This window comes from Streptomyces sp. NPDC058741, from assembly GCF_042746715.1.
In the GTDB taxonomy this organism is placed as follows: domain Bacteria; phylum Actinomycetota; class Actinomycetes; order Streptomycetales; family Streptomycetaceae; genus Streptomyces.
In genome coordinates this window covers 1-13513 of sequence record NZ_JBHYQH010000060.1, presented here as the reverse complement: position 1 = coordinate 13513, position 13513 = coordinate 1, and the positions used below count along the sequence as shown (strand labels likewise).

The 13513-nt window shown below is 71.1% G+C and carries 7 protein-coding genes and 1 pseudogene; 7 read left to right on the top strand and 1 reads right to left on the bottom strand.

The features are described from left to right. Positions 1 to 39: 39 nt before the first annotated feature. Positions 40 to 3123, bottom strand: coding sequence for an amino acid adenylation domain-containing protein (locus tag ACFW6P_RS29725; RefSeq protein WP_386359401.1), 3084 nt, complete (start codon positions 3121 to 3123; stop codon positions 40 to 42). Positions 3124 to 3359: 236 nt separating this feature from the next. Between ACFW6P_RS29725 and asnB the strand changes: the two genes are divergently transcribed. From asnB to ACFW6P_RS29690, 7 genes and pseudogenes are all read left to right on the top strand, one after another. Next, positions 3360 to 5240 (top strand): asparagine synthase (glutamine-hydrolyzing), encoded by a 1881-nt coding sequence (asnB, locus tag ACFW6P_RS29720; protein WP_386359400.1) that lies wholly within the window; start codon positions 3360 to 3362, stop codon positions 5238 to 5240. A gap of 61 nt (positions 5241 to 5301) precedes the next feature. Beyond that, positions 5302 to 7311: a hypothetical protein gene (locus ACFW6P_RS29715; RefSeq protein WP_386359399.1), complete on the top strand. Its 2010-nt coding sequence runs from the start codon at positions 5302 to 5304 to the stop codon at positions 7309 to 7311. A gap of 30 nt (positions 7312 to 7341) precedes the next feature. Beyond that, positions 7342 to 8427, top strand: a complete 1086-nt coding sequence (locus ACFW6P_RS29710; RefSeq protein WP_386359398.1) for a MupA/Atu3671 family FMN-dependent luciferase-like monooxygenase — start codon at positions 7342 to 7344, stop codon at positions 8425 to 8427. Further along, the gene (locus ACFW6P_RS29705) at positions 8417 to 9676 is read left to right on the top strand and encodes an MFS transporter (RefSeq protein WP_386359397.1); all 1260 of its coding nucleotides are present in this window, start codon (positions 8417 to 8419) and stop codon (positions 9674 to 9676) included. Before ACFW6P_RS29710 ends, ACFW6P_RS29705 begins: the two co-directional genes overlap by 11 nt. Further along, the gene (locus ACFW6P_RS29700) at positions 9673 to 10449 is read left to right on the top strand and encodes an aspartate/glutamate racemase family protein (RefSeq protein ID WP_386359396.1); all 777 of its coding nucleotides are present in this window, start codon (positions 9673 to 9675) and stop codon (positions 10447 to 10449) included. The genes ACFW6P_RS29705 and ACFW6P_RS29700 overlap by 4 nt, the downstream gene beginning before the upstream one ends. Then, positions 10446 to 11738, top strand: a complete 1293-nt coding sequence (locus ACFW6P_RS29695) for an ATP-grasp domain-containing protein (RefSeq protein WP_386359395.1) — start codon at positions 10446 to 10448, stop codon at positions 11736 to 11738. Before ACFW6P_RS29700 ends, ACFW6P_RS29695 begins: the two co-directional genes overlap by 4 nt. A gap of 460 nt (positions 11739 to 12198) precedes the next feature. Beyond that, positions 12199 to 13457, top strand: a pseudogene (locus tag ACFW6P_RS29690) (IS110 family transposase). Positions 13458 to 13513 lie beyond the last annotated feature (56 nt).

Here is a 13513-nt window from a genome sequence, read left to right as displayed (position 1 = left end):
TGAGTCCAATCGTGTGGTCGGGATTGCCCTGGGGGCCGGTCAGAGGGCTATCTCGTCGACGTATGCGTCGGGCTTGTCCACCGCGGCCTCGACGAAGGAGGCGAGCTGGCGGGCCATGAGCGCGGCGCGCTCGGCCGAGATACGGCCCCGGGCGTACACGAGACGTGCCTCGTAGCCCTCGGTGAGCGGGAAGACCTCGAACTTGAGGTCGTAGTGGGTGTGCCGGGGCGGGAACTGGTGGACGCGCACGGTGACGCCGTCGGCCTGCCGTTGCCACGCCGGCATGTTCTGGAAGACGAACAGATTCTGGAACAGGGGCAGCCGGTCGGCGGTCCGGGCCGCTCCGACCTCGGCGACGATGCGCTCGATGGGCACCACCGAGTGCCGCTGGCCCGCCACGACGGAGGTCCGGGCGCGGTCCAGCACCTGGGCGATGGTCGCATCCTCGTCGATCTCCAGAGGCTGCGGGACGGTCGTGACGAAGTAGCCGGCCAGGTCGGCGACCCAGGGCGGCGTCCGGTTCGCCATGGGAGTGCCGACGACGACGGTCTCCTGGCCGGAGAGCCGGGCCAGCCATGCCGTGTAGCCGGCGAGCAGGGCCATGAACTCGGTGATGCCGTGCTCGCGGCACAGCCACTTCAGCCGGGCGGGGAAGTCCGGCGACCAGCGCAGCGCGACGCTGTCGGCGGGCACGCTGAGGGAAGGGCCGCGCGGCTCGTCGACCGGCAGGTCGAGCCCGTCCGGCGTGTTCGCCAGTACGGTGCGCCAGTACCGCAGCGATTCCTCGACGGCCGCCCGGTGCTCCGGGCGGGTCTCCTGCGTGCGCTGCCAGGCCGCATGGTCGACGATCTGCAACCGCCGTTCGTCCTCGTGCCCCTGGTCCGGTTCCGTCAGCAGTCGGCTCAGCTCGTCGGTCAGCAGCGACCAGGTCCAGCCGTCCGCGATGATCTGATGGGTGACCATGACGAGCAGGTGGTCGGCCGGGCCGAAGCCGACCGCGTGGGCCCGCAGCGGTGGTCCGGCGGCGAGGTCGAACGGCTCGTACGCCGTCTGCGTCACCCATCGGCGCACGGTCGCGTGATCCGCCGTCAGGCCCGTCCCGTCCGTCCACTCCAGGGCCGGGGGCTGGGCGCCGACGACGGACCGCGGCTCACCGTCCACGGAGCGGAACGTCGTCCGCAGCACCTCGTGCCGCCGCACCAGAGCGGCGAAGCCTTCCGACACCCGCTCGGCGCTCACCCCGGTGATCCGGAACGCGGTGGGGGCGCTCATCGCGGTGCTCTCGGGCTCCAACTCCTGGAGGAACCACAGGCGTTCCTGGTAGCGGTTGAGCGGCAGCTCACCCTCGCGCGGTATCCGCGACGGCACCGCGTCCGTGTCCGTGCCCGGGTCTGCGGCGGCGAGCAGGGCGCGCAGCCGGTCGAGGGTCGGTTCCGCGAAGAAGTCGGCCAGGGCGACGGTGCGGCCGAACTCCTCGGCGGCGTCGGCGAGCAGCCGGACGGCGTGCAGTGACGTGCCGCCCGCGCGCAAGAAGTGCGGCTCGGTGGTGCCGAGCACGCCGGCCCACAGACGTTCGAGCGAGTCGGCGCCGGCGGGCTGCCCGCTCCGGTCGGACTGCTCCGCCAGGATCGCGCGCAGTGCCGCCGCGTCGGCCTTGCCGTGCGCGGTCTTCGGCATCTCGTCCACGGGTGTGAGGCCGGCCGGTATCGAGCCGGCCGGCAGGACGCCCAGCAGCTCGTCACGCCATCCGGACCACGGCACGCCGGGGACCAGGACGGCGAAGGCGTGCAGGCGTGCGACGCCGGCGGCGTCGACACGCGTCACCACGACGCACTCCTCCACACAGGGCAGCGACTGCAGGGCGGCTTCCACCTCGCCCAGCTCGATGCGGACGCCGCAGATCTTCACCTGACGGTCGTTGCGGCCGTGGTAGAGGTACGCCCCGTCGGCACGCCGGCTGGCCAGGTCGCCGGTGCGGTACATGCGCCGGGTCGGGACGGCCGGGTGGGGCACGAAGCGCTCGGCCGTGATCTCGGGCAGGTTGAGGTAGCCGCGGGCGATGCCCACGCCGGCGATGCACAGCTCACCGACCTCGCCCTCCGGCACCTCGGTGCCGTCCTCGCCGACGACGAGCAGCTCGATGCCGGTGATGGGGTGGCCGATGGGGACCGGTGCGGTGGGCGAGGCGTCCGAGGCGCACTGCCAGTGGGTGACGTCGACGGCGGCCTCGGTGGGGCCGTAGAGGTTGTGGAGCTCGGCGTGGGGCAGCCGCTCGAAGAACCGCCGGGCGAGGGACGGGCCGAGCGCCTCGCCGCTCACCATCACCGAGCGCAGCCTTGGGCAGTCCCCGGGCCGCACCCGGCGCAGAAACTCCGTGAGCATGCTCGGCACGAAGTGCGTGACGGTCACCCGGCGCTCCGTCAGGAACCGTGCCAGATAACCGGGGTCCCGGTGTCCGTCGGGAGCGGCGAAGGCCAGTTCCGCTCCGGTCATCAGGGGCCAGATGAACTCCCACACCGAGACGTCGAAGGTGTACGGCGTCTTCTGTGCGACCACGTCACCGGGTCCGATACCGAAACGATCCTGCATCCAGCGCAGGCGGTTGACGATAGCGGCGTGCTCGATCATCACGCCCTTGGGACGGCCCGTGGAGCCGGACGTGTAGAGCACGTAGGCCAGGTGGTGCGGCGCGGCCGAGTCGATCGACGGCGCCTGGCCGGGCCCGGCGTGTGCGCGGGGAGTCAGCCGCGGCACGCCGTCGTCGGCGAGGGACCACAGCCGGGACGACTCCTCGGCCACGACCGCCGCGGGCGCGGCGTCGCGCAGCAGAGCGAGGATCCGCCGGTCCGGGTCCGTGGTGGACAGCGGCAGCCAAGCCCCGCCCGCCCGCACGACCCCGACGATAGCCACGGCCAGGTCCACGGAGCGCTCCAGCTGGAGCGCCACGATCCGGTCGGGCCCCACCCCCGCCGCCACGAGCGCCTCGGCCAGGGCAGCCGAGCGGACGTCGAGTTCGCGGTACGTCAGGACCTGCCGGTCGTCGCAGACCGCTCGCGCGTCGGGTGTCCGGCGGAACTGCTCGACCAGCGCCGCACCCAACGACTCCGGACCGGTACCAGACACGGTGTTGCCCCCCTCGTGAATACCCTGCCGGCGGGTCGAACAAGATCGCCCCAGCGATGCACGAGAGGGGACTGTGGCACATCAGACGCTCTTTAGGAAGATTCATATTTGGTCAAGGAATCTTTCCTTGCGTTGATCAACTGGTGATGTAATCTGCCTCAGTCCCGCCCCGGCAACCTGTTGCACCAGGGCGGATGTTGACGTGATGACGAAATGCCGTACCGACTCTGGAAAGGGTGTTGACGGTGTGTGGACTCGCGGGCTTCGTCGGGCCACGACACGATCCCCGGGCGGCGCGCGGAACACTCGACGCCATGAGCGCGGCCATCCGGCACCGGGGACCGGACTCCACCGGATTCCATGTCGACGAAAGGGTGGCCTTCGCGTTCACCCGGCTGGCGATCAACGACCTCGAAGCCGGCGACCAGCCGATGTACGACGAGAGCCGGCAGATCGTCGCCATGACGACCGGCGAGATCTACAACTACCGCGAACTGCGTGACCTCCTCGTCAGCCGGGGCCACACCCTGCGCACACGCTGCGACACCGAGGTGATCCCGCACCTCTACGAGGAGTTCGGCCGCGACTTCGCCAGCCGGCTCGACGGGCAGTTCGCGGTCGTTCTCTACGACCACCGCGAACAGCTCTTCATCGGCGCCCGCGACCACTTCGGCGTCACGCCGTTGTTCTACGCCCACCAGGGCGGCGAGTTGGTCTTCGGCTCCGAGATCAAGGCCATGCTGGAGCACCCCGCGGTGCCGCGCCGCGTCGATCTCGTCGGCCTGGACCAGGTGTTCACCCTGCCCGGTCTGGTGAGCCCGCGCACCATGTTCGAGGGCGTCCACAGCGTGCCGCCCGGCACCGCCGTCGAGTTCCGCCCCGGCGACCGGCCCAAGGTCTGGACGTACTGGGACCTCGCCTACCCGCGCACCGACGCGGAGGTCGAACGTCACGACGAGGGGTACTACGTCCGCCGGGTCGAGGACCTGCTGGTCCGTTCCGTCGAGAAGCGTCTGCAGTCCGACGTGGAGGTCGGCCTGTACCTGAGCGGCGGCCTGGACTCCTCCCTGGTCGGCGCGATCATGCGGCATCTGATGCCGGACGCCGACATCCAGTCGTTCGCGGCGGCGTTCCCCGAGCGGGAGCTCTCCGAGAGCGACTACCAGCGGCTGATGAGCGGTGTCCTCGACACCGGCCACACCGAGCGCTTCGTGCACGGCGAGGAGATAGCCTCCCGGCTGCGCGCGGTCGTACGGCACACCGAGTGCCCGCTGAAAGAGTCGTTCAACTCGGCCGCCCACGCGCTGTCCGAAGCCGTGCACCGCGCCGGCGTCAAGGTGGTGCTCACCGGGCAGGGCGCGGACGAACTGTTCGGCGGCTACATCGGCTACCGCTTCGACCAGGTCCGGCGCACCCAGGCCGCGGGCGGCGCCACCGACCTGCGGGAAGCCCGGATGCGCGAAAGCCTGTGGGGGGACGAGAACTTCTTCTACGAACGCAACGACGCCGGGTTCGGGGCCACGAAGGCCCGGCTGTACTCGGCGCCGGTGCGTGAGCGGCAGGGCGAGATCGACTGCCTCGGCCACCCGTTGGTCGACCGTGAGCGCCTGACCGGCCTGCACGATCTGCACCGCCGTTCCTACCTCGACCTCAAACTCCGGCTGGCGGACCATCTGCTCGGCGACCACGGCGACCGCATGGTGTTCGCCCACTCGGTGGAGTCCCGCCATCCCTTCCTCGACCGGGAACTCGTCGAGTTCCTCGCGACCGTGCCGCCCGAGCTGAAGCTGAAGGGTCTTGAGGAGAAATACCTCCTCAAGCAGGTCGCCCGGGAGTGGATTCCGCGCCGGATCGTGGACCGCGAGAAGTTCGGCTTCACCGCGCCGGGCAGCCCGCACCTGATCCGGCAGGACGACCCCGCGATCGAGGCCCTGCTGTCCCGCGAACGCATCGAGGCAGACGGCTACTTCGATCCGGACCACGTGGAGGGGCTCGTCCGCGAGTACGCCACGCCCGGGTTCCGCATCAACGTTCCCTTCGAGACCGACCTGTTGATGACCGTACTCACCTTCAACCTTCTCCTCGACCTCTACGATCTGCCCGCACACTCCGCCTGACGGCAACTCAGGCGGGCGCCGGGCAGCCCTGCCCGGATACACATCGCCAGGGGGACAACGGATGCCGCCGACCGATCCGACTCACAGCATCACCGAGCGACTCAGCCGCACCCTGTCCGGGCCGGAGGGAACCCTCGCCCTGGCCCGGATGCAGCTGCTGGGCCGGCCCGTCGAGCGCTCGACGGAGCTGACCACGCCCACCCCGTCGGGAGCCGGGGTGGGCGTGTGGCGCCTGACGGACGGGCAGTTGCGCCGCGACACCGGGCGCCGGGACGAATGGCGCTACTGGGCCGACCTGCCGGAGATACCCCTGCGCCCCGGACATCGCCGTATCGCCGTGCTCGGGGAGTCCGCGACCCGCGGGTACTTCTTCGACCCGGCGTACTCGCTGGCCGGCCTCGTCGGCAGCGCCCTCGACGGCGTGGACGTCCTCGACCTCGCCCGCACCAACTGCTCCCTGGCCGAACTCCTCACGACGGCAGCCGAAGCGCTCGCCCTGGGCGCCGACGCACTCGTGGTGCACGCCGGGAACAACTGGAACAACGTCGACCCGACGCCCGTGGAGCGCCACGAACTGGCCCTGCTGCTCGAAGAGGGCGGCTTCCCCGCGGCCGCGGCGTCCTTCCGGGAGCTCGTCACCGAGGTCGCCGCGAGCGCGCTGGACCTGCTGCGCGAACTGGCGGGCGGGGTCCCCGTCGTCCTGGTCGTCCCGGAGTTCAACCTGGGCGACTGGACGGACGAGCCGATCCTCGACTGCCCCGCTCTGCCCACCGGACGGATGCGGCGCTGGCAAAGCGCCCGGGACGAGGCCGAGCGGGCCCTGCGGAGCGGCGACCTCGCCGCCGCCCGCACGCTCGTCGCCGAGATGACCGCCCTCGACGGCGGCTCCAGCCCTGTCTCCCACCGCCTGGCGGCACGCTGCGCGGCCTCGCCCGACGAGGCGCTCACCGCGCTCCGGGCGGCCAAGGACGCGGTGGTCAGCCCCTTCGCTATCCACTCGCCGCGCACCCTGGCCTCCGTGCAGGAGGTGATGCGCCGCAAGGCCGGCGAGGCCGGCTTCCACCTGGTCGACCAGGCGGCCCTGTTCCAGGGGAGCGACGCCGGTGCACCGGGCCGCCGGTACTTCCTCGACTACTGCCATCTCACCTTCGACGGACTGCGCACCACGGCCCTGGCCGTGGCGGAGGCCCTCGGTACCGCCCTGCAGCTGCCCGAGCGGCCGGACACCGGCGGCGTACCGGTCCGGGCCGCCGCCGACCGGCTCGCCCTGGCCCATTTCCTCGCCGCCGTGCACAACGCGCACTACGGCCAGCCCGAGGACGTACTGCGGCACCACCTGACCCGGGCGCTCGACGCCGACGCCTCCGTCGCCGACCGCTTCGAGGATTACCTCGACTACCAGACGAGGATCGCCCCGAACTGGATGTGCTCCTCCTACGAGCGCTCCACCCAGGACCCGGCGTTCCGGCGCTACATGGTGGTCGGCGACGGCCGGCTCAACGGCAAGCTGGCGGACCACGGGCTGCGCGAGGTCATGCTCGACGCCCTTGAGAGCAGGGGCGTCCCGGCGCGCCGGCGCTACGAGGACCTACTGGTCGCCGAACACTCCGGCAGCACCGATCTGCTGGCCGACGCGAGCCTGGCGACCACGTTCAACGAGCGCCGCGATGCCGGTGTCGGACCGAGGGTGGCGTACCTGCGGGCGAGCTCCCCCCGCACCCGCTCCACCCTGGTCGTCGACGAACCGGCCCCGCTCGTCCTCGAAGTGACCTGGCGGCTGCCTGCCGAGGTACCGGTCGCGCCGGTGTCGGTCGCCGTGAACGGCCACACGGTGGGCACGGCCGAGGTGGGCCCGGCGTGGACGAGCCGGGAGTTCACCGTGACCCCGGACCTCCTGCGCCGCGGACGCAACACCGTCGAGATCCGCTGGCCGGAGGGGGGCGACGGCACGGACGCGCTCGTCGCCGGGGCCCCGGCCCGCCTGGAGTGCGGCGAGAACGTCCCGAGTCACCCGGTCCACGGCCACATCCACGGCTGGTCCGCGACCCGGGTCGTGCCCGCCGCGGTCTGACCAACCCCGCCGAAAGACAGGAGAGTCCCCTTGCGCTTCAGCGTCATGTTCTTCGCCTCCGGCGAGGCGGCCCCGCAGGAGACCTGCCGGACGGTGCTGGAGACCAGCCGTCTGGCCGACGTACACGGCCTGGACGCGGTGTGGACTCCCGAGCGGCACTTCGACCAGTTCGGCAGCGTGTTCCCCAACCCGGCGCTCACCAGCGCCGCGCTGGCCACCGCGACCGAACGCATCCAGCTGCGGGCCGGCAGCCTCATCTCGCCGCTGCACCACACCGTTCGCATCGCCGAGGACTGGTCCGTCGTCGACAACTGGTCGTCCGGCCGTGCGGCGGTCTCCTTCGGCTCCGGCTGGAACGCCAACGACTTCGTGCTGGCCCCCGACGCCTACGAGTCACGGCACCAGGTCATGCTGGAGCAGATCGACACGGTGCGCGCCCTGTGGCGGGGAGAGGACATCGAGCTCCCCAACGGCACCGGGCAGCCCTTCGCGGCACGCCTGCACCCCAGGCCCGTCCAGCCAGAGCTGCCGATCTGGATCACCTCGTCGGGCAACCCGCGGACCTTCCAGGACGCCGGGGCGCGCGGCCTCAACGTGCTGACCCACCTGATCGGCCAGAACCTGGACCAGCTCGCCGAGAAAGTGGCCCTCTACCGCAAGTCCCGCGCGGACGCCGGCTTCGATCCGGCCACCGGGACGGTCTCCCTGATGCTGCACACCCACCTGGACGCCGACCCGGAGGCCGCCGAGGCCCGCAGCCGCGCACCGTTCCGCGGCTATCTGCGCTCCGCCGTGAAGCTGGAACTCCGGGCCGCCCAGGGCGGCGGCACCATCAGCGGCGGGCATGTCCTGCCCGATGACGAGATCCCCGAGGACCTCCTCGACGAGTTGCTGGACGCCACGTACGAGCGCTATCTGCGAGACGGCTCCCTGATCGGCTCCCCGGACACCTGCCGGGAGATGGCCGACCGGGTAGCGGCGGCGGGTGTCGACGACATCGCCTGCCTGGTCGACTTCGGCGTGCCCAGCGAGCGGATCCCGGCGGTGATCCCGCTGATCGCCGCGCTCGCCGGTGACCGCGGCCCCGGACGTGAGGTCGCCGAGCGTGAGCACTGACCTCGACCGGTGGGCGCGTCTGCGCGATGTGCTGATGCTGCAACGGCGTGAGACCCGACTGCTGCTGGCGAGTGTGACCGCCGACTCCTTCGGCACCGGCATCTTCACGGCGACGTCGGTCCTGTTCTTCACCACCGTCCGTGGGTTCAGCGTCTCCGCCGTCGGCCTGGCGATCTCCCTGGGCAGTCTCTGCGCATTCTTCCTGGGCCCCCGCATCGGCGCCCTCGCGGACCGGGTCGGGCCGCAGAGGGGCCTCATCGTGCTGTTCGGTGTACGGGCCGTGGGCTACGGGCTGTATCTGCTCGCCGAGCAGTACTGGCTCTTCGTGGTGCTCGCCTGCGTGGTGACCACGGCGGACCGGGCCAGCCCTGCCATCAACCAGGCCCTGATGGGCCGGCTGTTCGAGGCCAAGGACCGGGCGACGATCCTGGGCACCGTGTTCTCGGCGCGCAACGGGGCGATCGTGCTCGGGTCGCTGGCCGCCACGCTGCCCGTCGTCACCGGCTCCAGCGCGCTGTACCTGGTGGGAATCGGGATCAACGCCGCGTCCTTCATCGTCGCCGCGCTCCTCGTGGCCCGGCTGCACGTCCCGAAAGCGGAGCCCGACGCCGCCGGAGAGGACAAGAAACGCCGTGGCGGGACCTCCCCGTTGCGCGACCGCCGGTACGTGGCCATCACGGTCGTCAACGGCGTGGCCCAGACGCACAACACGATCCTGTCCCTGGTGCTGCCCCTGTGGATCGTCCACGCCACCAGCTCTCCCAAGTGGAGCCTCACCGCGCTGCTCGCCCTCAACGGCGCGCTTGCCATGGCGGCCCAGGTACCGGTGAACCGGATGTTCGCCGACTTCTCCGCCGCCCTGCGCGCGTCAGCGCTGGGCGGTGTCGCCGTCTGCGCCGCGTGTCTCGCCTACGCCGGGGCCGGGGCGGTGGGCGACGCCTGGGTGGCGCTGGCGATCCTCGTGGTCGCCATGCTCGCCCACACGGCCGGCGAGAGCCTGTTCATCGCGAGTACGCCACTGTCCTTCGAACTCGCCCCGAAGGAGTCGCTCGGACGGTACCTGTCCTTCTACAACCTGGGCCGGGTGGGTCAGGACCTCGTCGGGCCGCTGCTGGTCGTGGGACCGCTCGTGGACCGGGGCACTCCGGTGTGGCTGCTGGTGGGTGTGGTCGTGCTGCTCGGCGGCCTCGTGCCCTGGGCCCTCCTCAAGGACGACGCGCTCGCCGTGAACGGGCGGTCGGCGCGGTGAGCGCGGTCACCTCCGGATACCGGACCGCGACGCCCGCACCCGCGGCGGCCCCCGGCATCGTCGGTGTGCTCGGTGGCATGGGGCCGGCCGCCACGGCGGACTTCTTCGCCAAGCTGGTACGGGAGACGCCCGCCGTCAGCGACCAGGAACATCTGCGGACGCTGGTGTGGTCCGACGCCTCGGTGCCGGACCGGACCGACGCCATCCTGTCGGCCGGGCCCAGCCCGCTCCCCCGCCTGCTCGAAGGGGTGCACCTGCTCCAGTCGGCGGGGGCCGCGCTCATCGCCATGCCCTGCAGCACCGCGCACGCCTTCCTCCCGGACCTGCGGCGGGCCTCGGCGGTCCCCATCCTCAGCATGATCGACGCCAGTGTGCGCCGGCTGCGCACGGCCGCGCCCTCGGTCTCCCGGGTGGGGCTCCTGGCCACCACCGGCACGCTGGTGGCGGGCCTGTACCAGGAGGGTCTGCGCGAGCAGGGCATCGACGCGGTCGTCCCCCCGCCGCTGCTGCAGCAACGGTCCGTGATGCGGGCCGTGCGGCTGATCAAGGCCGGCAAGCTGCAGGTCGCCGCGCAGGCACTGGCCCCAGCGGTCAGAAGCGTCGCTGGGGCGGGAGCGGGCATGATCGTCGCAGCATGCACCGAACTCCCCCTGGTGCTCGGTCACCAGGCCGAGAACCTCCCCGTCTTCGACACGACCACGGCACTGGCCCAGGACGCCGTGGCCCTCGCCCGGCGTCTGACGCGCCCCGACCATACGAAGGAACGACCATGAACCCGCGTGTCTGTCTCGTCTCGCCCAAACCGCCGATGCTCCAGCGGGCCAGGCGGCTGAAGCTGGACGTGGTCTGCGTGTACAGCCCCGAGGAGTTCCGCAAGCTCCCCGCCGACGCCGTGCAGGACGAGGTGTGCCTGGTGCTCCGGCACCAGTCCGACCCGCGGGAACTGGTGGACTCCGTGCGCGCGCTGCACGACCGTACGCCGTTCACGGCCGTGCTGACCGTTCAGGAGGAGGGCGTCATCACCGCCGCCCTGCTCGACGACGCGCTGGGCCTGGACGGTGTCTCCTCCGAGACGGTGGCGCTGCTGACCGACAAGTGGCGCATGCGCCGCCACACCGCGGAGCGCGGCGTCGGCGCCGTGCGGGCGGCCGTCGCGTCGAGCCTGGCCGAGATCAGGGAGTTCGGTGCGGCCCATGGCTACCCGTTGATCGCCAAGCCGCTGGGCGGTTCCGCGAGCATCGGCATCCACAAGATCGACAGCGCCGAGGCGGCCGAGTCCGCGTACGCCACGCTGAGTGGGCTCGACCTGAAGCAGTTCCTGCTGGAGGAGTACCTCGAGGGCCCGGAGATCAGCGTGGACGCTCTCTCCTTCGACGGCCGTCATGTGCCGATCGCCATCGCGGACAAGATCACCGGAACGGGGTTCGTCGAGTTCGGACACGCCATTCCCGCCCAGCTGGACCCCTCCCTGGAGGAGGAGGTGTGCCGCACGGTGTCCGACTTCCTGGACGCGGTCGGTCTCCGCAACGGTCTGTCGCACACCGAGCTGAAGCTCACGTCGGCCGGGCCCCGGGTGGTCGAGAGCCACAACCGGCGCGGGGGCGACCGGATCAACACCATGACGCACGCCGTCCACGGCATCGACCTGGAGGAGGCCGGCCTCGCCTGGGCCACTGGTCTGTTCCAGCCGCTCACCGAGCGTCCCGCGGCAAACGGCGGTGCGGCCGTCGTCTTCTTCGAGGCCGAGCCCGGCCGACTGGTCGCCATCGAGGGCGCCGACGAGGCGCGCGCCCACGCCGGTGTCGTCGAGTTCCACCTCAACTTCGAGGTGGGCCAGCTCATCCCGCGGGTCCGCTGGTCGCTGGACCGGGCCGGGTATGTGGTGGTGACGGCCGAGACGGCACAGGCCGCGCGGGACTTGGCCCAGTCGCTGGCCTCCCAGGTGCGGTTCGTGACCGAGCCCGACCCGGCGGCTGAGGAGGACGGTGCGCAGGGACTTCGCCGTTACCGCGACCTCGTTGCAGAACTCAATCAGGTCCCCCACGTCGATGCCCTGACGTGACGAAATGACCTACGAACCGGGCAGGGCAACACCCTTCTGAGGGGTCGCCCTGCCCAGCTCTCTAATTCGTGAGTAGGTGGTTCCAGGTCAGCCCCGAGTAGGACTGCTGGAGTGACTGGTGTGGATGCGGTTCGCGGTGGCAGCGTGGGTGCCGGATGGACTCCTGGCTGCTCCCGGCCCGCTGAGGCCTCATGAAAGAGCGGTTGCCTCCGGCGCCTTCGGGCCACCGTGAAACCCATCCCGGCCACCCGCACGTTGATCGTCGTGGTGCGAGCCCGCCGCAGGGTGACCTCCCGTTTCCTCCTGAGCCTTCGAGCTCTGCCCGAGACAGAGGCCCCCGCGGCGCGCTGGCGTCACGAACGGCTAGTGAGATGGCGGACCCGAGAGTCCTGGAATTAGGTCGCCGCGTGACCCACACAGGCTTGTCACCCGCACAAATGAACAGGGCAAGGAGTACGGATTGAACGTGTACTGCGGGATCGACTGGGCCGAACGCCACCATGACGTCGCCCTGATCGACGACACCGGCACCCATCTGGCCAAGCGGCGCATCACCGACGACGCGGCCGGCTACCGGTTGCTGCTGGACATGCTTGTCGAGCACGGCGACACCCCCGAGAAGCCGATACCGGTGGCGATCGAGACCAGCCATGGCCTGCTGGTCGCGGCCCTGCGCACCGGCAACAGGCGGATCTACGCGGTCAACCCGCTGTCCGCCGCCTGCTACCGAGACCGGCACGGCGTCAGCCGCAAGAAGTCCGACCCCGGCGACGCCCTGGTCCTGGCGAACATCCTGCGCGCCGATATACACGCCCACCGGCCTCTGCCCCAGGACAGCGACCTGGCCCGCGCCATCACCGTGCTCGCCCGCGCCCAGCAGGACGCCGTCTGGCACCGCCAGCAGCTGGTCAACCAGGTCCGCTCGCTGCTGAAGACGTTCTACCCGGCCGCCCTGGACGCCTTCCAGGGCAAGCAGCACGGCCTCGCCCGGCCCGAGTCCCGTGCCGTCCTGGCCGCAGCACCCACCCCGGCCCGCGCGGCGAAGCTCTCGCTCGCGCAACTCCAGGCCGCGCTGCGGCGCGCCGGCCGCGTCCGCGGTATCGAGGCCGAGGCCAGGCGCCTGCGGGAGGTCTTCCGCGGCGACTATGCCCGTCACCCGCAGGCCATCGAGGACGCCATGGGACATCCACTGGCCGCACTCGTTGTCCAGTTGACGCCGCCTGCCGGGCGGCCGACGAGCTCGCTGAGGCGGTAGAGGAGTCTTTTCGCAAGCACCCGGACGCTGACGTGCTGCTCAGCTTCCCCGGCCTCGGCGTCCAGCTCGGTGCCCGGGTGCTCGCCGAAATGGGAGATGACCACGACCGCTTCGCTGACGCCCGCGCGCTGAAGGCATACGCCGGCTCGGCCCCCATCACCAGGGCCTCGGGAAAGAAGAAGTTCGTCGGTCGCCGCTTCATCAAGAACGACCGGCTGATCACCGCCGGATTCCTCTGGGCCTTCGCCTCGCTGACCAGCTCGCCCGGAGCCAATGCACACTACCGCCGCCGACGCGAGGCCGGGGACTGGCATGCCCAGGCCCAACGACACCTGTTCAACCGGCTGCTCGGGCAGCTCTACCACTGCCTGCAGACCGGGCAGCTCTTCGACGAACAACGTGCGTTCACCTCCTTCCCAGTGGATCGGGTCTGTCCAGCCAACGGTGTAACTCGGGTGGTGTGAGTTAGCGGCGGCCGACGGAGAGTCGGCCGTCGAAGGCGATGTCGAAGGCCTGCAGG

What these genes read in the sequence shown, in the direction of transcription:
- ACFW6P_RS29715 (WP_386359399.1), top strand. Translation starts at nt 5,302, where the DNA reads ATGCCGCCGACCGATCCGACTCACAGCATCACCGAGCGACTCAGCCGC.
- ACFW6P_RS29695 (WP_386359395.1), top strand. Translation starts at nt 10,446, where the DNA reads ATGAACCCGCGTGTCTGTCTCGTCTCGCCCAAACCGCCGATGCTCCAG.